22 protein-coding genes and 1 pseudogene are annotated in these 20459 nt (G+C 69.7%); 17 read left to right on the top strand and 6 right to left on the bottom strand.

Features of this window, described 5'->3' with window-relative positions:
• Positions 1-2 precede the first annotated feature (2 nt).
• The 6 genes from ABZ906_RS19925 (at position 3) to ABZ906_RS19900 (ending at position 5775) form a co-directional block, all read left to right on the top strand.
• The gene (locus tag ABZ906_RS19925) at positions 3-1319 is read left to right on the top strand and encodes a putative T7SS-secreted protein (protein ID WP_361384083.1); all 1317 of its coding nucleotides are present in this window, start codon (positions 3-5) and stop codon (positions 1317-1319) included.
• Positions 1319-2140, top strand: coding sequence for a hypothetical protein (locus ABZ906_RS19920; RefSeq protein ID WP_361384080.1), 822 nt, complete (start codon positions 1319-1321; stop codon positions 2138-2140). The genes ABZ906_RS19925 and ABZ906_RS19920 overlap by 1 nt, the downstream gene beginning before the upstream one ends.
• Positions 2137-2991, top strand: coding sequence for a hypothetical protein (locus tag ABZ906_RS19915; RefSeq protein WP_361384077.1), 855 nt, complete (start codon positions 2137-2139; stop codon positions 2989-2991). Before ABZ906_RS19920 ends, ABZ906_RS19915 begins: the two co-directional genes overlap by 4 nt.
• Positions 2992-3267: 276 nt before the next feature.
• Entirely contained in the window at positions 3268-4026 is a 759-nt protein-coding gene (locus tag ABZ906_RS19910) for a hypothetical protein (RefSeq protein ID WP_361384888.1), read from the top strand.
• Positions 4027-4193: 167 nt separating this feature from the next.
• Positions 4194-4400 (top strand): hypothetical protein, encoded by a 207-nt coding sequence (locus tag ABZ906_RS19905; protein ID WP_361384075.1) that lies wholly within the window; start codon positions 4194-4196, stop codon positions 4398-4400.
• A gap of 583 nt (positions 4401-4983) precedes the next feature.
• Entirely contained in the window at positions 4984-5775 is a 792-nt protein-coding gene (locus ABZ906_RS19900; RefSeq protein ID WP_361384072.1) for a DUF4389 domain-containing protein, read from the top strand.
• A gap of 169 nt (positions 5776-5944) precedes the next feature.
• On the opposite strand, the gene ABZ906_RS19895 is transcribed toward ABZ906_RS19900, so the two are convergent.
• The 3 genes from ABZ906_RS19895 to ABZ906_RS19885 form a co-directional block, all read right to left on the bottom strand.
• Positions 5945-6946, bottom strand: coding sequence for an alpha/beta fold hydrolase (locus ABZ906_RS19895; RefSeq protein WP_361384069.1), 1002 nt, complete (start codon positions 6944-6946; stop codon positions 5945-5947).
• 290 nt (positions 6947-7236) lie between these two features.
• A complete protein-coding gene (locus ABZ906_RS19890; RefSeq protein WP_361187278.1) occupies positions 7237-7371 on the bottom strand; it encodes a hypothetical protein in 135 nt (44 codons plus the stop codon).
• A gap of 38 nt (positions 7372-7409) precedes the next feature.
• Positions 7410-8588 (bottom strand): acyl-CoA dehydrogenase family protein, encoded by a 1179-nt coding sequence (locus tag ABZ906_RS19885; protein ID WP_361384066.1) that lies wholly within the window; start codon positions 8586-8588, stop codon positions 7410-7412.
• Positions 8589-8842: 254 nt separating this feature from the next.
• Between ABZ906_RS19885 and ABZ906_RS19880 the strand changes: the two genes are divergently transcribed.
• On the top strand, positions 8843-10066 hold the full coding sequence (locus ABZ906_RS19880; RefSeq protein WP_361384063.1) for an MFS transporter: 1224 nt from the start codon (positions 8843-8845) through the stop codon (positions 10064-10066).
• A 167-nt stretch (positions 10067-10233) separates the two neighbouring features.
• Complete coding sequence (locus ABZ906_RS19875) at positions 10234-11505, top strand: APC family permease (protein ID WP_361384060.1); 1272 nt, start codon at positions 10234-10236, stop codon at positions 11503-11505.
• Here the strand turns inward: ABZ906_RS19875 and ABZ906_RS19870 are convergent.
• Entirely contained in the window at positions 11483-11884 is a 402-nt protein-coding gene (locus ABZ906_RS19870) for a DUF6223 family protein (RefSeq protein ID WP_361384058.1), read from the bottom strand. The two genes, ABZ906_RS19875 and ABZ906_RS19870, sit on opposite strands and share 23 nt — an antisense overlap.
• A gap of 231 nt (positions 11885-12115) precedes the next feature.
• On the opposite strand from ABZ906_RS19870, the gene ABZ906_RS19865 reads away from it, so the two are divergent.
• The 7 genes from ABZ906_RS19865 (at position 12116) to ABZ906_RS19835 (ending at position 16742) form a co-directional block, all read left to right on the top strand.
• A complete protein-coding gene (locus ABZ906_RS19865; RefSeq protein WP_361384055.1) occupies positions 12116-13243 on the top strand; it encodes a sensor histidine kinase in 1128 nt (375 codons plus the stop codon).
• Positions 13240-13899 carry a response regulator transcription factor gene (locus ABZ906_RS19860; protein ID WP_361384052.1) on the top strand — a complete coding sequence of 220 codons (660 nt, stop codon included), beginning with the start codon at positions 13240-13242 and terminating at the stop codon, positions 13897-13899. The genes ABZ906_RS19865 and ABZ906_RS19860 overlap by 4 nt, the downstream gene beginning before the upstream one ends.
• Before the next feature lie 160 nt (positions 13900-14059).
• On the top strand, positions 14060-14545 hold the full coding sequence (locus ABZ906_RS19855; RefSeq protein ID WP_361384049.1) for a phospholipase: 486 nt from the start codon (positions 14060-14062) through the stop codon (positions 14543-14545).
• Positions 14546-14715: 170 nt separating this feature from the next.
• On the top strand, positions 14716-14982 hold the full coding sequence (locus ABZ906_RS19850; RefSeq protein ID WP_361187298.1) for a GlsB/YeaQ/YmgE family stress response membrane protein: 267 nt from the start codon (positions 14716-14718) through the stop codon (positions 14980-14982).
• Between the two features lie 80 nt (positions 14983-15062).
• On the top strand, positions 15063-15638 hold the full coding sequence (locus ABZ906_RS19845) for a TerD family protein (protein WP_361384046.1): 576 nt from the start codon (positions 15063-15065) through the stop codon (positions 15636-15638).
• A gap of 127 nt (positions 15639-15765) precedes the next feature.
• Positions 15766-16350, top strand: coding sequence for a TerD family protein (locus ABZ906_RS19840; RefSeq protein WP_361187303.1), 585 nt, complete (start codon positions 15766-15768; stop codon positions 16348-16350).
• Positions 16351-16541: 191 nt separating this feature from the next.
• Entirely contained in the window at positions 16542-16742 is a 201-nt protein-coding gene (locus tag ABZ906_RS19835) for a hypothetical protein (protein ID WP_361187305.1), read from the top strand.
• 138 nt (positions 16743-16880) lie between these two features.
• Here ABZ906_RS19835 and ABZ906_RS19830 read toward each other — a convergent pair whose 3' ends face one another.
• Together ABZ906_RS19830 and ABZ906_RS19825 are read right to left on the bottom strand one after the other, a co-directional pair.
• Positions 16881-17855 carry a zinc-binding dehydrogenase gene (locus ABZ906_RS19830; RefSeq protein WP_361384043.1) on the bottom strand — a complete coding sequence of 325 codons (975 nt, stop codon included), beginning with the start codon at positions 17853-17855 and terminating at the stop codon, positions 16881-16883.
• Positions 17856-18025: 170 nt separating this feature from the next.
• The gene (locus tag ABZ906_RS19825; protein ID WP_361187309.1) at positions 18026-18451 is read right to left on the bottom strand and encodes a Rid family hydrolase; all 426 of its coding nucleotides are present in this window, start codon (positions 18449-18451) and stop codon (positions 18026-18028) included.
• 149 nt (positions 18452-18600) lie between these two features.
• Here ABZ906_RS19825 and ABZ906_RS19820 point away from each other — a divergent pair, with 149 nt between their 5' ends.
• Complete coding sequence (locus ABZ906_RS19820) at positions 18601-19110, top strand: MarR family transcriptional regulator (protein ID WP_361384040.1); 510 nt, start codon at positions 18601-18603, stop codon at positions 19108-19110.
• A 176-nt stretch (positions 19111-19286) separates the two neighbouring features.
• A pseudogene (locus tag ABZ906_RS19815) lies at positions 19287-20405 on the top strand (polysaccharide lyase family 1 protein); the annotation flags it as partial.
• Positions 20406-20459: the final 54 nt, after the last annotated feature.

Genomic DNA, 20459 nt, shown 5'->3' with positions numbered 1-20459 from the left:
CCGTGGCCGAGGCGCAGTTGGAGGACTTCCCGGCGCTGGGGTTCGTGCCCTGCCCCGGTGATCACGTGGTGGCCGACGATGTGGCCAAGACCGTGCGGCGTACGGCCAAGGCTCTGGGTGAGATCTGCCATGTGCTGCACGGCACCGGTGTCGGTGACTGGAAGGGCAAGACCGCGGAGAGCTTCCGGGAGACGTTCGACGACGAGTTCCGCCCCCGCATGGACGACGCCCGTGATTCGTTCCGCGGAGCGGCGTCCGCCCTTGAGGACTGGGCGGAGTACATGGAGCGCAAGCAGCGGGCCGCCGTCAGGCTGGAGGCAGAGGCAGCGGCCGTCGCCAAGTCCTTGAAAGAGGCGCATGACAAGGTCGGTCGTCTCAACGACAGGGACGACAAGAAGAAGGACTCCGCGGACCACAAGGACGAGGTCAAGGAAGCCAATCGGGCGGTGAACACGCAGGACCTCGAACTGGAGGAGCTGCGCGGCAAGGGCCGCCGCATGCAGAAAAGCTACGGCGCGTTCGGCAAGGAGATCGCCGACCGGCTGAACTCCGCCATGGACATCGCCCCGAACGAGCCGGGGATGTGGGAGAAGCTCGGGAACGCCATCGAGGGCCTCGGTGAAGCGCTCGCGGACCTTCCCGACCAGGTGGGCGAACTCCTATCCGCGGTCGGCGAATGGATCCAGGAACACGCCGACTGGATCACCGTGGCGGCCTCCGTCATCGGAGTCATCGCCATCTTCTGTCCGGTGCTCGCACCCCTGGCGATCGGCCTGAGCGCGGTGGCGCTCCTGGCACACGCCTCGGCGTACGGCGTGGACGGCCTGTGGCCGCCGACCGGTGAGCGGATCGGCAACTGGCTCACGCTCGGTGGTGACGCCCTGGGCATGGTGCCGGGCGTCGGCGCCGCGAAGGCGGGAGTGATGGCCGGGTTCAAGGCGGGGCGCGGGGCCGGCGGCGTCGTCGCGGGCACGAAGGTCGGCATCAAGACGGCGGGCACCACGGCCAAGAACGTGATGAAGGCGGCGGACCCGGTCGCCATGGTGATCGACAAGCCCGTCATGGCCGCTGCCGCGAAGCTCGGAGTCCCCCGGGGCGCCGCGCTGACCGCCACGGAAGGTGTCCAGGCCGCGACCCAGCTCGCCTGGACGGCACCGACCGCGATCAACGCCTATGAGACGAGCAAGGGCAAGTACGACGCCGCGACCTGGGGCACAGGCGTGGCCAACGTCGCCACAGGAACCGGCGGCGGCAAGTTCGGCGGCGCCGTCGCCATCGGCAGCGCGATCGGCCTGGGCGCATGGGAGTTGACGGACTGATGGCGACCACTGACCCGGGGCACACCGCCGCTGTTTCTACGGCCGGCCCTACTGCCACGGCGGCCGACCCTGCCGCCACGGACGTTCCCGACCTGTGGTTCGAGCTCCCGCCGGGTTTCACGCAGTTCGATCTGCTGGAGGACCCCGAGGAGCGCATGCTGCGGATGGCGGAGGCGGTCGACCCGCTCTTCGCCGACGCCGCCACACCCCTGCAGAAGTTCAGCCTCGTCATCTCCGGTGAGTACGCACTCCAGACCGCGATCGCGGCCGGCGCCGAGCACGTGTCGGCCTGTCTCCTGCGCATGCCGGACGGCGAGCTGTCGCAGGGCACGCTGTCCGTACTCGTCGAACGACCGGACACTGGCCCCCGGGACCAGGACCGGCGGGGCTCGGCCAGGCGCACGGCGCTCCAGTGGCGCGAACAGCACCCGGATGCCGAAGTCGCCCTGATCATGTTGCCGTACGGCCCGTCCGCCCTGTGCATCCAGGACCGGGAGCTGGAGCTGCCCGGTGTGCTCTTCGGCCTCGACGACCCGGTCCCCGCGACGATCCGCCAGGTCCAGTTCTGCGTGCCCCTGAGCACCGGCCCCGGTTCGGCCCTGTTCCTCTTCATGACCGAGGACAGGGAGCACTGGACCGAGTACCTCGATCTGCTCGGCACTCTCATGCAGTCGGTCTCGACGCAGGAGCCGGCCGATGACGGACCGGACGACCGTGGGCCGGACGACCGCGGACCGGCAGATGGCGCGCCAACCGATGGCGGGCCGGCGGATGGCGGGCCGGCGGAGAAGAATCCGAGCGGAGAGGGCGTCGCGGCATGAGCACCGACGGGAAGCCTACGCAGCACGCGCAGGGGAAGCCCGAGACCCGCCAGCGCACGTGGCTGGCGATCGCCATCGGCTGCTACGTCCTCGCCGCGATCGCCGGAATGTACCTCGTCGCCGGCAGCTTCGGCCTCGGGCTCCAGGTGCCGCTGTGGATCGCGCACACGGGGCTGCTCATCCTCCTGATCCGGAGACTGGGTGCGCCAGGCACGTACGCGGCGCTGTTCATCGTGGGCGCCTCCGTGATGTCCGTGGGCGTGGCGGGGATGGCCCGTGAGGACCTCACCCTGCAGCAGCGGGGCAACGAGGTCACGGCGACGGTCCGCGAGGAGCGGCGGGACCCGGGCCAAGGACGCAAGAACCGCGACTACCACTACACGCTGCAGCGCCAGGACGGCACCCCCGTACCCGGGCCCGACCTGACAACGCCCTCCGACCTCTACGAAGTCGGCCAGACCGTCACGGTCATCGCGGACCCCGAGGGCGAACTCGCCCCCCGCACACCGGGCCAGGCCGACGCCACCGGCGAACTCCTCGGGGCCTCCGCGTTCGCCCTCGCCGCACTCGCCTCCGTCGGCTGGATGGCCCGGCGGGGCTCGGCGACGGCGCAGCGCGGCAGTTCCGCCGCCACCCTGCACGAACAGGAACAGCAACTCCGGGAGGCCCTGGGCACCTACCCCGCCGACCGCCGCGGCTACATCAAGGTGCACCCCGGGGACTACCCCGACCTCTCCCACCGCCGGGCCGCCCGCATCGCCTGGGAAGCGGGCCTGCGCGCCGAGGCGTCAGGCAACCGGGGCTCGTGGCGCTTCGCAGAAACCGTGGTGGAGGAAGTCCCCCACGACTGACCTTCCGCGAACAGCAGCAGCCGGAAGGTGGGGCGAATACAACTGGGATTTCGCGGACCCTCCGTTCACTCCTGCCGTTGTTGCTGCGTGCGTTCGCCGCGCACGCGGGCGCCGGTGAAGTGATCACCGGCGGGAGCTCAACGCCGCGAGTACGGCATGTTGTGCGCGGCGATCGCACTGTACGAAGTCCGGTCGCTGCGTGCCTGTTCCCGGCGGCTCTGCTCGATACGCAGCCCCTCCACGTGCTGCGTCGGGGCAGAACTCCTGCGCAGCAGCGTGACTATCAACAGCAGGGCAACCGCACCCAACACGCCGAACACCAACAGGATCGTAGTCATCATCCGCCCCCGTCATCAGTCCCGTCCAACATCCCCCACCAGCCTACGACCGGCACGCCCGGAAGGCAGAAGAAGCCTGCGGCAGTCTTCGGACGCCGACACTGCCGGAATCCCGCAAACCGACTGGCGGCAGTTCTTCGGCGAGTTTCGACGCCGGATCGACATCGACGGCGTCGAGTATCCGTACTTCGACCAGCTCGTCTGGGCCGGTCTGGGTCGGCCTGGGTCGGTCGGTCTGGCGACCATGCCCGGTCTGCCCGCCACCGCCATTCCCACGGGCCGGTCGTCCGAGGGCCTTTCGCTCATGAGGCAGGATCCCCTCATGGACAGGATTGTTGATCTCGATGAGGCGGCCGCGGTGCTGGCCGAACGGGCAGCGGGCTGGAGGTCGGCCGGCCTCGAAGTGGGGCAGGTGACCTGGAGGGATGCCGAGGCCTCGTGGTCCCAGCCGCTGGAGAACGACAGGGCTGAGGTGCGCGACCCCGACTCGGTCGGTGTGGCCATCTGCGGTCCGCGGGAAGCCGAACTGTGGGTGGTGCTGTTCAGGGGTGGCTGGGCCGACGTGGACTTCATCGTCGGCAGCCTCGACGAGGCGGTCGCCCTCCCAGCCTCGGGGATCACCTCGGCCTCGGACTTCGGGGCCCGGATGGATCAGTGGGTCGCTCGTGTCCTCGAGGTCGGCGGAAGCGCCGGGTGAGTGCTGGTCCGTCTCAGTCCGACCTGGCCAGGAGCCGCAGAGCCCGCAGAGCCCCCTCAGGGCGGGATTCCTGGCGACACGACCTTCAAATCAGAGTCGAAAGGTTCGCCCTCGGCAAATACCGCATGCCACGGTGTGGCCGACGAAAGTCACACAAGGGAGATGAGATGAAGCGGACAACTCGTTGGACCACAGGCCTGCTTGCCGCGGGCGGCTTCGCCGTGACGCTGCTGATCGGACCGGCCGCGAGCGCCCATGCGAGCGAACTCAGCGTGCAATGCCCCGGTGGCTGCGCCCAGTTCACCCCGGACGGCTTCCAAGTGTCCTCCACCACGCAGGACATGACCACCAACGGCAACTGGGAACCGAACTAGGAGCCGTACGGCCCCTCATGATGTCGGACGGATCGACTGGGCTGTCGTCGAAGCCGCGCTGGGCACCCGACTGCCGAGTGACTACAAAGCTCTGCTGGACACCTACGGCGTAGGCGATATTGGAGAGCTCGTCATTCTGCCTCCGCTCCCGAGTGACTCCTGCCCTGGGGTTCAGGCATGAACGCCAACGAGATGGCTTGGCTCAGGGCCGGGCTGGATCCCGCTACAGGTGAGCCGGATCCTTACGCCCACATGTATCCCGTCACCGAGGACTGGCCCTGACCAGGAGGCCTGGTTGGCCGCCGGAGAGCAGGCAGGCGACGGCCATGGGGCCGCTGACGCTCCCCGGTCGGGCCACAGTGCCGGCATCCGCGCCAGACAGCAGACGCCGGCCGGGCTCGCAGCCCGGCCGGCGTTTTGGTCTTCCTGGCTTGGGGCGCCTCCCCCTCAGCGGCACGGAGCCGGGGCGACACGCCACGCGGAGCAGCCCCCGTCCAGACACTGTCGGCCGTCCTGACCGTGCGCCTCCGACCAGCGCTGCCCAGCATGGGAGGACAGGGTCCCACCGTGCCGAGGAGACGTGATGACGACAGGCTGGGCGCCGCGAGACGTACCCGGATCCGGCGAGGACGGCGAGTGGCTGCCGATTCTGGACGTCCCTCCCCCGGGGCGGCAGCGACGCTGGACCGTGTTGCTGCGATGGCTGCTGCTGCTTCCCCAGTTCGTGGTCTATGTGGTGCTCAGCGCGGTGGCGTTCTTCGTCACGATTGCCGGGTGGTTCGCTGCTCTGTTCACGGGGAGGCTGCCGGACGGGATCTACCGGTTCCTCAGCTCCGTCCTTGCTTACACGACTCGGGTGAACGCCAGTGCGACGCTCCTGGTCGACCAGTACCCGCCCTTCTCGTTCTCCGCGCCGCAATACCCGGTACAGATCGAGGTGCGTCCCACTCCGCTCAACCGTCTCGCGGTCTTCTTCCGGCTGATCCTGATGATTCCGGCGGCCATCGTCAGCAGTCTCCTGCAGAGCGGGTGGTACGCGATCAGCTGGGTGTTCTGGCTCATCACCCTGATCCTGGGACGGCTGCCGGGCCCGCTGTACGCCGCGACGGCAGCCGTCGTGCGATACAGCATGCGTCTGCACGCATACACCTGCATGCTCACCCCCGCGTACCCCAAGAAGCTGTTCGGGGACGAGCAGGTACCGGCCGCTGACGTCCGTTCCGGTACCCGGCCGCTGGTGCTGGACACCGCGGCTACGGTCCTCATCGTGCTGTTTCTGCTGCTCGGTCTTGCCGGTCATGCGGTGAACAGCACCGTCGACTACGGCTCCGATGATGACCGTGACACGGTCGGGGCGGCGGTACTGCGTCGGTGACGACGCAGAGCCGGCGGCGTCGACCGCAGCATGGCCTGCGGGTCGCCGGCGGTCGCAAAGCGGGCAGCGGCCTCCTCGTCGTGCTCCACGCCCAGGCCGAGCACGTCACCCGGGACGTCGGTGGGGCCGTGCATCCCGGACTTGATGCGCCACTAAGTTGTCCGGCGCCTCACAGGAATTGCAGACCGAATCCACGACACGCGGGCTTGAAGTCCGCCGGTCCGTCCGCCAGCGCGTTCATGGTGATCTGCAGCGTCGGGTCGTCGTTGAAGAGCCCCATGTGCCCTGCCCGGTCCGTCGGGCACACATCCTGCAGGACCACGTTGTTGACGTCGTCGCCCTTGAGCGCCTGGGTGGCGTACGGCGTGACGACGGTGTCGTACTTCGTCATCACCACCGTGTACCGCGGCCCGTCGGGGACGGTGTCACCGTCCGCCCACATCTCCCGGGTGTAGTCCGATGTGTTGGTCTGCTCGATGACTCCCGGGAAACGTGCAACCTCCGACAGGCGGGTGACGAAACCCATGAGGTTCAGCTGGGAACCGACGTCGACGATCCCGTTGAGATTCGTGCCGTGCGAGCTGGGCGCCCAGCCCACGTACTTGTCGACCTTCCGGGCGCCGTCCATCTTCTTCATCCACCACATGGGGACGCTGCCGCCGAGCGAGTGCCCGAGGATGTTCACCTTCGTCGAGCCCGTCGACGCAAGGACCTTGTCCACGAACGCATCGAGCTGCGCCGCCGACTCGCGGTTGGGGCCGAGCCCGCCGACCCGGCCGAGCGAGGCCGAGGTGAAGCCGTAGTTCAGGGCATAGACGCAGTAGCCGGCGTTCTTGAGCCGGGGCGCCGCCTTCACGACGTTCGCACCGAGGTTGAAGAAGGTGCCCGGCAGCATGACCACCGGCTCGGGGTGCTCGGCGCTCGGCTTGCACGACCAGTCGTTGGCGCCGGGCACGGCTCCCGGCGAGCTCACGTAGTTCCACAGGGCTTCCGGCACCCCTCCCTCGCGGAGCTTGGGCGCCTCGTCCGCCTGCGCCGGGGCCGCGGTCGCCAAGGTGAGGGCGGTGGCGGCGCAGACTGCCACGGCCGCCAGAGCGGTACGGAGCGTGCGCGTGGACGGAGCGGAGGGACTGGAGGGAGCCGAGGGAGTGGACGGATCGGTGACTGGCATGCGGGCCTCCTGAGGTGTTGGTCCATGCGTTCGTGGCCTGGTTGCGAGCCCCAGAGGCTGGTGACTTGTGCATGGTCGGCTGCATGGATGGCGAAGGGCGGGTCGGCGCCGCGCAGCTCACGGCACTGCGAAGAAGAGCGCTCCAGCAGAAGACTGGGGCAACAACCGCCCCGCGGACCCCGGCTGACACCCAGACATACCGAGCCTCTTCTTGTGAGGCGTCACAAATAAACGGCCCAGAGACCGCGCTCGCGCCCGGACTCTGGAACCGTTCGGCGGTCAGTGCTCCGTCAGCCGTCCGGGATGCCGCGGACGTCGTACGGCTTGGCGACCGGGGCGGTGGTGTAGTGCCACAGCGCGTCCCCGACGGCGCATTGCGTACGCAACAGCACGTCCGTGGAGACGGCCACTGGCGATTGACTCATGGCGGACACTTTGGCCCGGCCGGTCAGCTCAGGTCAGGTCAGGTCAGGTCCAGGAAGCTCCACCGGGCGTCCGGGTGGCCGCCGCTGAGCCACTTGCCGCAGTTCTGGAGCACGACCGGGCTCGACGTGATGTGCTGCGCGCCCGTCCCCAGGTCGCGCAGGAAGCGGTCGATCGGGCCGCGCCGGATCGCCGCCGAGCCGGCCCAGCGGTGCACGGTGCGGCCCACCTCGCACACGGTCGAGGTCGCGTGGTTCAGGACCAGCCGGATCAGGGTGTCCTGCTCCGTGCTCGGCAACTCGCCCTGGTCCAGGCTCCGCTCGACGTCCCGCCAGACGTCGTACACCCAGGCCCGGGCGGCCCGCAGCCCGGCCTCCGCCGTCGCGTACTCGGCGTGGAACTGGGAGGTGTCGACCGCGGCGCCCCGCGAGCCGGTCCGCGCGGCGGCGACCCGCTTCAGCTCGTCCAGGAGCCGGCGGCCGACGCCCAGGGCCCAGCCCGTGTGCCCGATCGCCGACATGTTGACCAGGCCGAGGCGGTAGACGGCGCCGCCGTTGACCGGCGTGCTCGTGGTCGCGACGTAGGTGTACTCGTGCGGCACGTACACGTCGGTGCAGTGGTAGTCGATGCTGTGTGTCGCGCGCAGTCCGAGCACGTCCCAGTTGCCGTTCAGGGTCACCTGTGACTTCGGCATCGCCAGGACCCGCAGCTCACCGGTGTCTTCGACCTGGATGGCACTGTGGATGTGGGTGGCGTGCGCCATCCCGGAGGCGAACTGCCACTGACCGCTGACGTGGTAGCCGCCCTCCACCGCGACGGCCCGGCCGGGGCGTGTTCCGTGTCCGGAGAGCAGCGCGTACTTCCCGTTCGGCACGTCGGGAAACAGTTCGGTCGCCGCGTCCCGCGCGAGGTAGGCCGCGGTCGTCCCGGTCATCAGCTGGAGCGCGAACATGGTCCACCCGGCGGCGGCGTCGTGGTAGCTCGCCCGCTCCACCGTCTCGATCAGCTGGCGCGGCGCGAACTCGTATCCGCCCAGTTCCAGCGGGAGCTCGGCCCGTACGATCCCGGTGTCCAGCAGCGCCCGCGCCGTGGCGTCCGGCAGCTTGCCCAACTCATCCGCTGCTGGGGCCTGTTCATCGAGCATGTCGCCGAGCGCGTCGACCCGCTCCAGCACTCCCGCCAGTTCCGCACTGATGTGCAGCCGACCCCTGTCCCCCATGAGGCTCCCCTCCCTGTGGCCTGTCTCCCGATCGTCTCACGCACCCGCCCGGCGGCCACGACCCCGGTGCCCCAACCAGCCGCCTCCGTAAGGCCGTTGCAGCCTGCACCCCTCCATCCGGCGCACCCCGCACCCGCCAGTGGCGGCCCGTGATCTAATCGCTCCGGTCATCGGGGGAAGGGCGGTCCGTGTCTACACGTGGTGCGCGTGAGAGCCCGACGTCGTCGGGCCGGACGGGGCAGAGGCCTCCCGGCTTGTGGGGCAATCCCGACTACCGCATTTTTCTGGGCGTTCAGACCCTCTCGGCTCTCGGTGACTCCTTCTCCTACGTGGCGATCCCGCTTCTGGTCCTGCACAGCACTGGCTCGGTGGTGCAGATGGGCCTCGTCACCGCCCTGACCGGGGTCGCCTCGATCCTCACCGGGCTGTTCGCCGGTGTGATCGTGGACCGTGCGGACCGGCGTCGGCTCCTCATGCTGGCCGACTGGGCACGTTGTCTGCTGTTCGCTCTGATCCCGCTGGTCTGGATCTTCGCTGAGCCGATATGGCTGGTCTACGCGGTTGTCCCGGCCGCAGGCGTGTTCATGATGCTGTTCCGGGTGGCGTATGTGACGGTCGTCCCGGCCATCGTCGGGCCCGGTCAGATCACCAGGGCCAACGGGCATCTGTTCGGTACGTACGCGGCCGCCAGCGCCGGGGGCCCGGCCCTGGCGGGTTTCGTCGCCTCTGTCTTCGGCCCGGCCGCGGCCCTAGGCATCGACTCCGCCACCTTCGCCTGCTCCGCCATCGGCATACTCTTCATGAAGATCAGCTCCGCCCGGCGGGATTCTGCGCGCAGTGAGGCGGAACGAGCAGGTGTGCGGGACGAGTTCCTCGCCGGTGTGCGGTTCTTGTGGGCCCACCCGGTGCTGCGCCCGCTGACGGTGCTGCTCTCCCTGCTGACCTTTCTCACCTACGGGCTCACCGACCTCGTCATTTTCCTCGTCAGGGAGTACCTGGGGCATCCGGACAGCACGGTCGGCTTCGTTCTGAGCGCCGGCACTCTGGGCTCGTGTCTGGCCTCGTTCGCCGTCGCGCGCGTGCGTGAACGCCTCGGGTTCGGCGTCAGCTGGATCGGCGCCTTCGTGCTGTGCGGGACCGCTGTTCTGGGTCTGGGACTGTCGCACAGCGTCCTGGTGGTCGGTGCGCTGGCCGCTGTGATGCTTTTCTGCACCAGCATCGCGGGAACCTGCTCCATGTCGCTGCGCCAGGAGGTGACCCCCGGCCACCTGCTGGGAAGGGTCACCGCCGCGTTCTGGACGACCCACTCCGCACTGGGCCCGCTGGGGGCGGGAGCCGTCACGGCCGCAGCGGCCGGATTCGGTGTCACCGCCACCTGCCTGGGCATCGGCGTCAGCGTGGTGTGCATCGCGCTGACCGGCATGCTCACCGGGATCGGGCGGAGCCATCCGCATCGCCCGGCAACGCGGGACGCGTGACGCGCACGACGAAGGCCCGTGGACGTCGTACGGGGCGGACTCCGATGACCGGCAGCGCTGGTAGTACTGCCGTAACTCGCCTGCGACGGGTGCGGATGCGACCGTGACCAGCGGACGGGTTACGGTCAGGAGCCCCGACGCCCCATGCCGGAAGACGGAGGCACCTCATGCGTCAGCCCGCCCAGCCCCCGTCACCTCGACTCCAGCGGCGGCTCGGCGTCGGCGACGCCGTCCTCATCGGACTGGGGTCGATGATCGGCGCGGGGATCTTCGCGGCGCTCGCCCCGGCCGCCCGCGCGGCCGGCTCCGGGCTGCTGCTCGCTCTGGCAGTCGCCGCGGTGGTGGCGTACTGCAACGCCACCTCCTCCGCCCGGCTGGCCGCCCGCTACCCCGCGTCCGGCGGCACCTACGTCTACGGCCGCGAACGCCTGGGCGACTTCTGGGGCTACCTGGCCGGCTGGGCCTTCGTGATCGGCAAGACCGCCTCCTGTGCGGCGATGGCGCTGACCGTCGGCTCGTACGTGTGGCCCGCTCACGCCCACGCGGTGGCGGTCGCCGCGGTGGTGGCGCTGACGGCCGTGAACTACGCCGGGATCCAGAAGTCCGCATGGCTGACCCGGGCCATCGTCGCCGTCGTCCTCGCGGTGCTCGCGGCGGTGGTGGTCGCCGCCCTCACCTCGTCGGCAGCGGACGCGGGCCGGCTGGGTGTCGGCTCCGATGCCACCGTCACCGGTGTGCTGCAAGCGGCGGGCCTGCTGTTCTTCGCCTTCGCCGGGTACGCGCGCATCGCCACCCTCGGCGGGGAAGTCCGCGATCCCGCGCGCACCATCCCCCGCGCCGTCCCGCTCGCCCTCGGCATCACCCTGGCCGTGTACGCGGCCGTGGCCCTCGCCGTCCTGACGGTCCTCGGCCCCCGCGGGCTGGGCGAGTCGGCCGCGCCGCTGTCGGAAGCGGTGCGGGCGGCGGGGGCGGACCGGCTGGCGCCCGTCGTGCGGGCCGGGGCGGCCGTCGCCGCCCTCGGCACCCTGCTCGCCCTGATCCTGGGTGTCTCCCGCACCACCCTGGCCATGGCCGCCGACCGGCACCTGCCGCACGTCCTGGCCGCCGTGCATCCGCGTTTCCAGGTGCCGCACCGCGCGGAACTCGTGGTGGGGGCCGTCGTCGTGGCGCTCGCCGCCACGGCCGACGTACGCGCCGCGATCGGCTTCTCCTCCTTCGGCGTCCTGGTCTACTACGCCATCGCCAACGCCTCCGCCTGGACGCTCACGCCGGAGGAGAACCGTCCGCCCCGCGTCGTCCCCGCACTGGGCCTTGCGGGCTGCCTGGTGTTGGCCTTCACCCTGCCCGCCACCTCAGTCGTGTGGGGAACCGCGGTCCTGGCCGCGGGCGTCGCCGCCTACCTCACCCGCCGGGCCGTCACCGCCCGGCGGGCGCCCTGAACCGCCGGCGTCGGCAGCGGGTGAGAGCACGCCGGCCAAGGACCACACCGGCCAGCCCCAGCGGGATGGCCGCGATGGCTCCGACGAGGCCGTTGCCGGTGCCGGGGCCGCCGCTGGAGGTGGCCAGATGCAGCGCCGCGAGGGCCGTGCCGAGCAGACCCACCGTCATGGCTGCCAGGGCGGCGGTGCGCGTGTTGCCGGTGGACTCATTGCCGGTGCGCGTGTTGCCGGTGTTGATACGGCCGGCGGCGCGGGCCAGGGCGAGCCAGCCGATGGCCACGCCGATCAGCCCCGCCCCCAGGGCCAGGTTGGCCCCCGTGCGTCCGTCGCCGATGACCCCGCCCTCGGCGGCCGCCGTCAGGACATCTGTTGCGCTCATGCCTCTCTCCTCCCGCGTGCCTACGGAATTCCTCGGTTTCCGTCGTGCCTCGAGGGTTCCTGGCGACCGTGCGCCGGTCGTCCGGCGGACGCGGTCATTTCCGGCTGCCGTCGAGGGGGCAGCCGCCTGCTGCGGATGCGGCAGGCGGCGGGCGAGTACCGCGGGCGCGGTAGGCGCCCGCTCATCCGCGGGCCGGACTCGCCCGCGGCGGCGTCCCGCTAGGGTGCGCGCATGGACACAGGGCGATTTCGTGTCCCGGCCGGCGTCCTGGACTGGGCGATCGCCCTCAGCGTGGCGGCCCTGCTGCTGGGAACCGGGCTGTCGGGGCAGCAACCGGCCGGGCAGCAGCAGCTGTTGGGCGCCGTACTCCTTGCGGCGGGCGGCCTGGCGCTGGTCGGGCGTCGCAGGGCTCCGATTGCCGTGCTGGCCGTCACCGCGCTGTGCGCGGCGGGCTACGAGGCGGCGGGCTTTGACACGCTCGCGGTCTCTTACCTGGTCGCGGTGTACGGCGCCGTGCGGGCCGGACACCGTGCCCTGACGGCGGCGGTATCCGTGGCCTTGCTCCTCGTCCTGCCTCTCACGGCTCTGGTCTTGCGTGACGGACCCGCGCGCGAGGCGTTCGCGCAGGCCCGCAACGTATTGGAGATTGCCTGGCTGATCGCGGCCTTTGCCGCCGGTGAGGCGCTGCGGCAGGCCGAGCGGCGGGCGGACGAAGCCGAGCGCACCCGGGAGGAGACCGCTCGGCGCCGCGCGGACGAGGAGCGGCTGCACATCGCGCGGGAGCTGCACGATTCCCTCACCCACCAGATTTCGATCATCAAGGTGCAGTCCGAGGTCGCCGTCCACGTCGCCCGCAGGCGCGGCGAGCAGGTGCCCGAGACGCTGCTGGCGATCCGGGCCGCCGGGCGGGAGGCGACGCGGGAGCTGCGCGCGACCCTGGAGGCCCTGCGCGACGACGACACAAGCCCGCCACAGAGCCTCGACCACGTACTAGAACTGGTGGACCGTGCCCGTTCGATGGGCCTGGACGTGGAATTGACGATCGACGGGCAACGGCAGGACCTGCCGGCCGCGGTGGGCCGCACCGCCTACCGCATCGTCCAGGAGGCGCTGACCAACACCGCCCGGCACGCCTGTGCCACCACCGCGGCGGTCCGGATCGAATACCGGCCCGACGCGCTTGCCGTCCAGGTGGACGACGACGGCAAGGCCACCCCCGATGACGCCTGGGCCCCCGGCCTCGGGCTGCTCGGCATGCGCGAACGCGTGACCGCCCTCGGGGGTCGGCTGCGCGCGGAGCCGCGCACCGGGCACGGCTTCACCGTCCGGGCCCTCCTCCCCGTGGAACGAGCATCATGATCCGTGTCCTGTTGGTCGACGACCAGCCGCTCATCCGCAGCGGCTTTCGCGCGCTGCTCGACCTCGAGCACGACATCGACGTGGTGGCCGAGGCCGTCGACGGAGAAGAGGCTTTGGTGCTCGTCAAGGAGCATCTGCCCGACGTCGCGCTCATCGACATCCAGATGCCGGTCATGGACGGCATCGAGGCCACTCGGCGCATCGCGGCGGACCCGGTCCTGGCCGGCGTTCATGTCGTCATGCTGACCAACTACGGCATGGACGAGTGCGTCTTCGACGCGCTGCGCGCCGGCGCCGCCGGATTCCTGGTCAAGGACATCGTGCCGGAGGACCTGCTGCACGGCGTACGGGTAGCTGCCCGCGGCGACGCACTCCTCGCCCCCTCGATCACCCGCAAGCTGATCCAGCGTTATGTCAGCCGGCCGCTTCCCGCCAGCGGTGCCGCACTGGAAGAGCTGACCGGCCGTGAACGCGAAGCGGTCGCCCTGGCCGCACAGGGCCTGACCAACGATCAGATCGCCGACCACATGGTGATCAGCCCGATGACCGCGAAAACCCACATCAACCGGGCCATGACCAAACTCCACACCCGCGACCGCGCGCAACTCGTCGTCCTCGCCTACGAATCCGGACTCGTCACCCCGCGCAACAGCTGACAGGCCCAGGGAAAGCCGGGGGCGCCGCGTGCGGTGACGGTGGTGCCGTCATCCCTGTCTGCCACCCGGAGTTCACACGAAACGCTCGTTTGTTGAAGTGCCAACTGTGGGAATGAATGCGCTTGTTGAGACGGAAGTGTCATCCCCCACAGGAGGCCCCATGCGCCGTCGACTGACCGCTCTCGCCGTGACCACCGCTTCCCTCACCCTGGCACTGGTCGCGGCCGCCGCCCCCGCATCGGCCGTGCCCGCCGACAAGGCGCAGGTACTCAGCCGGTGGACCCAGACCGACGCGGGCAGCTACAACGCCTGGGTGTCGGCCAACGGGAACCAGGGAGCCTGGAGCGCCTACCAGTTCAACTGGTCCACCGACTACTGCTCCACCTCGCCGGACAACCCCCTGGGCTTCCCCTTCAAGACAGCCTGCGCCCGCCACGACTTCGGCTACCGCAACTACAAGGAAGCAGGCACCTTCAACGCCAACAAAGCCCGCATCGACAGTGCCTTCTACGAGGACCTGAAGAGAGTGTGCGCGGGATACAGCGGCGCGACGAAGACCACCTGCAACGGTACGGCCTGGACCTACTACCAGGCCGTCGACAAGCTCGGCTACGCCGGTGTGGTGGGAGACGGCACCGCCTCCTGAACCGGCCGCCGCTTTGCACGAAGGGCGCCGACCTCATCGGATCCTGGTCGGCGCCCCGGCCTTCGGTAAAGACACCCCAGCCGAATCCTCTACAGGCATGTAGAAGTTACGCTGCCCCGGCACGCATCCCCGCGCAACGGACGGGGAGCAATGAAGAGGGGACAAGACTCATGGGTGTCATCGGATGGATCATCCTCGGACTGCTGGCCGGCGCGATAGCCAAGGCCGTACTGCCCGGCCGCGATCCGGGCGGACTCGTCGGCACGACGCTCATCGGCATCGCCGGGGCGTTCGTCGGGGGCTGGCTGTCGGCGCGGTTCCTGGACCGGCCGGTCGAGCGCCAGTTCTTCGACCTCACCACGTGGGGATCGGCGATCGCCGGAGCCCTCGTCCTGCTGATCGGCTACCGCCTTCTGTTCGGCAACTCCCGCCGCTGACCCACGATTGTTTCTACAGTGCTGTAGATTCTAGGCGAGTTCGCGCCGCGGGCGCAGACCGGATGCGGAGGAGGAGAGCAGTGGGAGTTTCCCTGGCCAAGGGCGGCAACGTCTCGCTCAGCAAGGAGGCCCCGGGCCTGACCGCCGTAGTGGTCGGCCTGGGCTGGGACGTACGCACCACCACGGGCACCGACTACGACCTCGACGCCTCCGCCCTGCTGGTGGACGAGTCCGGAAAGGTCCCCTCCAGCCAGCACTTCATCTTCTACAACAACCTCAAGAGCCCGGACGGTTCGGTCGAGCACACCGGCGACAACCTCACCGGCGAGGGCGAGGGTGACGACGAGTCCGTGAAGGTGAACCTCGCCGCCGTGCCCGCCGAGGTCTCCAAAATCGTCTTCCCGGTCTCCATCCACGACGCCGAGAGCCGCGGCCAGAGCTTCGGCCAGGTCCGCAACGCCTTCATCCGCGTGGTCAACCAGGACGGCGGCGCGGAACTCGCCCGCTACGACCTGTCCGAGGACGCCGCCACCGAGACCGCAATGATCTTCGGCGAGCTCTACCGCAACGGCGCCGAGTGGAAGTTCCGCGCCGTGGGCCAGGGCTACGCGTCCGGCCTGTCCGGCATCGCCTCGGACTTCGGCGTCAACGTCTGACAGCGCGGGCTCCGGCCCCGCTCTCCGACGACGCCCCTTCATCCCCCGCCGCCCGTATGACCACCCAATCGCATGCGGGCGGCGGGTCTCCGTCCTTTTCCACCACCTCCGAACCAGGCGGCCTCACATGCCATCCGTGAATCTGTCCAAAGGCCAGCAGATCAGCCTGAGCAAGTCCGACGGCGGTGCCCTCACCGTCGTGCGCATGGGGCTGGGCTGGCAGGCCGCCCCGCGCAAGGGCTTCCTCGCCAAACTGACCGGAAGCCGCGAGATCGACCTCGACGCCTCGGCCGTGCTCGCCGCCGGCCGGGAGTTCGTCGACGTCGTCTTCTTCCAGCAGCTCACCAGCAAGGACGGCTCGGTCCAGCACAGCGGTGACAACCTCGTCGGCGGCACGGGGCAGGGGGACGATGAATCCATCCTCGTCGACCTGCAGCGCGTCCCGGCACATGTCGACCAGATCGTGTTCACCGTGAACTCCTTCACGGGGCAGACCTTCGCGGAAGTCCAGAACGCCTACTGCCGTCTCATCGACGAGCAGAGCGGCCAGGAACTCGCCCGCTACACCCTCACCGGCGGCGACAGCAACACCGCCCAGATCATGGCCAAGGTCCACCGTTCCGGCAGCGGCTGGCAGATGGCGGCCATCGGCGAGCCCGCATCCGGCCGCACCTTCCAGGACCTGCTGCCCGCGATCACCCGCCACCTGTAGCCGCGGCGCCTTCGTTCCACACCCGGGGTCGCTCTCCCGGAGGGTGAAGTGGCGTATCTCAATGTCCGCATCCAGCCAGACAGCAAGCCTGATTCAGCCTCGCTTGCGCCTTCTGGGCCTGTTGCTTCCCGTCAACACCGCACGCCCCTATGGTGATACGTATTCCGAGAGCACTACGGGGGGTGAGACCGATGGCATTCACCGAGATAGCAGTAGCGGTGATTACGACCGGGCCTGCCTACATCGCGGTCTGGCTGACCGCACGCAAGTCCCAACCCGAGGCGGCACAACCCCAGGTCTGCGCGCACGCCGCCGCCTGCGGGCAGTGCGAGGACAAGACCACCGCCGACACCGCGCCCGGCTACCGGGCCTTCTGGGCACTAGCCGCCTGACCCTCACCCCTTCGCGGCACGCGGTGGGCCCGCCGCCAGCACGGCGGCGGGCCCACCGTGCGGCCGCCTCCCCGCGCCGCACCACAGACATCCGCACGGCACGACGCCGTGCGTCCGTCGACGGGCCCAGGCGCCGCATCAGGTAACCCGAAGGATCACCTTGCCGGTGAGGTTGGGGTCGGCGAGGCGCTCCCCCGCGCATCCGGCCTCAGAGAGGCCGAAGACGGTGTCGATGACCGGCGTCACGCGGTGTGTTGGCAGGAGGCCGTGCAGGTCTTTGCGCAGGCGGGCGTGGAGGGCATGGAGTTCGTCGGCCTCGCGGCCGCGGAAGGTGGTGCCGATCAGCTGTATCCGGTGCGCGGCGAGCAGTTCGAGGTCGAGCACGGCACGGGTCCCTGCGAGCCGTCCGATCTGCACGACCCTGGCCCCGGGGGATGCCGCGCCGATCAGGTCGGCCAGGACGGCGCCGCCCAGGTGGTCGAGGCAGATGTCGAAGGCGTCGGGGCCCAGAGCCGAGGCGATGTCCGTGGCGCTCGTGTCGACGACCCGGGTGGCGCCCAGTCTGTGCAGGAGGTCGGTCTTGGCCCGGGAGCGGGTGGTCGCGACGACCGTGTCCGCGCCCAGGGCGCGGGCGAGTTGGATACCGATGTGGCCGACCCCGCTCGCACCGCCTGTGATCAGGACACGGTCTGCGGGGCGGAACCTGGCGGCGGCGGTCAGGGCGTCGTACTCGGTGAGCAGCGCGCTGGGCAGGCCCGCCGCCGTGGTCGCCGTAAGGGACTCGGGTGTGTTCAGGAGGAGGCGGTGATCGACGGCGACCAGTTCGGCGCAGGCTCCGCCTGTCTGTGCCATGACGCGCCGGCCCGGCTCGATGCCGGTGACACGGCTGCCGACCGCCCGCACCCGGCCGGCCATCTCGAAACCGACGCGTTCCAGCGGCACGTTCCAGTCTGCGCCGGAAGGAACGTAGGCGCCGTCGCGCATCAGCAGGTCGGCGTGGTTCAGGCCGGCGGCCTCCACCTTCACCAGCACCTCCTCGGGCCCGATCGCGGGCGGCGGAACCTCGGCCACGGTCCACGAAGGACCCGGCCCGCCGGAAAGCAGTGCTCGCATAGCGCGATTATGCGGTGCGGCGGGCGCTCGGGTGAAGGTGATCCCGGGCCGCCAGGAGGACGGAGGACGGATGCGCCGCAGGTTGCCGCCCGTCTGCGGGGTGGCAGCCTGCGGCGCGGAAACGCCGTTCAGCCCTCGGTGACTGCGGTCCGGCGCCGGAAGGCCATGGTTCAGCTCCCGGAGCCGACAATGGCGGTGACGCGGATCTCCACGCGCATGGCGGCGAGGCCGAGGACCGTGACGCCGGTTTCGGTCCAGATGGGCGCGCGGCCGTCGAGGCGGCGGCGGAACTGCTCGGCCATGACCTTGTTGTGGTCGTCGCCGATGACATCATCCCCCGGTGCGACCTTGTGGTAGGAGTTGACGTGGATGACGTCCTTCCATGTCGCGCCGACCGTGGCCAGCGTGCGCTCCACGTTGTCGAAAGCCTGGATGATCTCGTCTTCCAGCGAGTCGGGGATGTTCAGGTCGTCATCCACTCCGGCCTGGCCTGATATCTCGACCCGGTCGTCGACGCGGACCGCTCCGCTGTAGCCGAGGGCCGCGTGCAGCTTCTCGCCGTAGCCCGGAGCGATGCCGAAGGTGACGGTGCTCATGATGTTCCCTCTTCCGTTCCATAGGGGCGCGTTCCCTCTGGCATGAGTTCACGCTTGAAGTGAGATTACCAAAGAATGACTTCACGCGTAAAGTGATGGGTGACTTCGCCGGAGGGGCGGAAGATCCATGAGCAGGAGCGGGAGGACCCATGAGCGGCACGGACGGGCCCATGAGCGGCGCGGGCGGACACGAAGGCGATGAGGAGCTGCGGTGGCTCGACGAGCAGGAGAAGGCGGCCTGGACGGGGCTGATCTCCCTTGTCCTGTTGCTGCCCGCCAAGCTGGAGTCGCCGCTGCGCCAGGAACACGGCCTCACCCTGTTCGAGTACCTCGTGCTCAGCCACCTCTCCGAGGCACCACAGCGCAAGCTGCGGATGGGCGAGCTCGCCTTCCTCGCCAGCGGGTCGCTCTCCCGCCTGTCCAACGTCATCAAACGCTGTGAACAGCGCGGCTGGGTCGTACGCACACCCGACCCGGACGACGGCCGATACACCCTCGCCGAGCTCACCGACGCCGGCTTCGGCATCGTGCATCTGGCAGCGCCCACACACCTGCGCTCCGTCCGCCGCATCGTCCTGGACTCGCTCAACGCGACCGACCAGAAGGCCCTCGCCCGCGTCGCGGAAAAACTCCGCATCATCCCCGACGACTTCGGCTGACGGCCCCACCATGCGACGCCGGCGCGGGAACACCAAGGCGGGGACGCCGCCGCGGACCACGCGGCAGCGGCTCCCGCAGATGCCCGCGACAGGGCGGCAACCCTGGACGCCACCGCGACGACTACGGCACACGGGACAACGACACCCGCGATTCAACGATGAACAGGGAGCCGACCATGAGCCGAGCACGTTCTCGAAAACTGCAGGTCACGCTGGCCGCGCTGGCCGTCACGGCCGCGAGCGGCGCGGCGCTGACACTGCCGCAGGCGTCGGCGCAGCCCACGGCCGCAGCCGCGGCAGGCAGCGCCACCGGCTACGCCACGCAGAACGGCGGGACCACCGGCGGCGCGGGCGGCCAGACAGTGCGGGCCACGACGGGCACCGCGATCCACACGGCCCTGTGCAACCGCGCCGCCGACGACACCCCGATCACCATCGAGGTGGAGGGCACGATCAACCACGCCAACACCACCAAGGTGTCGGGCGACAGCTGCAACACCGCCGCCGGCGTGATCGAGCTCAAGCAGATCAGCAACGTCACGCTCATCGGCGTCGGCAGCGGCGCCGTCTTCGACCAACTGGGCATCCACATACGCGATTCCAGCAACATCGTCATCCGGAACGTGACCGTCAAGAACGTCAAGAAGTCCGGCTCCCCCACCTCCAACGGCGGCGACGCCATCGGCATGGAGAGCGACGTCCGCAACGTCTGGGTCGACCACACGACCCTGGAGGCGTCGGGCGGGGAGTCCGAGGGCTACGACGGCCTGTTCGACATGAAGAACAACACGCAGTACGTGACGCTCTCGTACAGCATCCTGCGCAACTCGGGACGCGGCGGCCTCGTCGGGTCCAGCGAGAGCGACGTCTCCAACAGCTACATCACCTACGACCACAACAAGTACGAGAACATCGACTCCCGCACGCCCCTGCTCCGCGGCGGCACGGCCCACATCTACAACAACTACTACACCGGCCTGAACGAGTCCGGCATCAACTCCCGCGCCGGAGCCAAGGCCAGGGTGGACAACAACTACTTCAAGAACTCCAAGGACGTCCTGGGCACCTTCTACACCGACGCGGCCGGATACTGGCAGGTCAGCGGCAACACCTTCGACCAGGTCACCTGGTCCCCCGCCGACGACGAGTACAACCCGGCAGGTCCCAACCCCACATCCAACACCTCGGTGAGCATCCCCTACTCCCACTCCCTCGACAAGGCCGCCTGCGTGCCCAGCATCGTGGGCAGAACGGCGGGAGCAGGCACGGGCCTCAAGGTGTCGGACGGCACCTGCTAGACGCGGCAGCCGTCCTGACGGTGCAGCGGGACACCACCGCACCGTCAGGAC

The sequence above is a fragment of the Streptomyces sp. NPDC046925 genome, from assembly GCF_040644915.1.
Lineage (GTDB): Bacteria > Actinomycetota > Actinomycetes > Streptomycetales > Streptomycetaceae > Streptomyces.
Note: the sequence above shows the minus strand (reverse complement) of the source record. Positions and strands in the feature narration are given on the sequence as shown.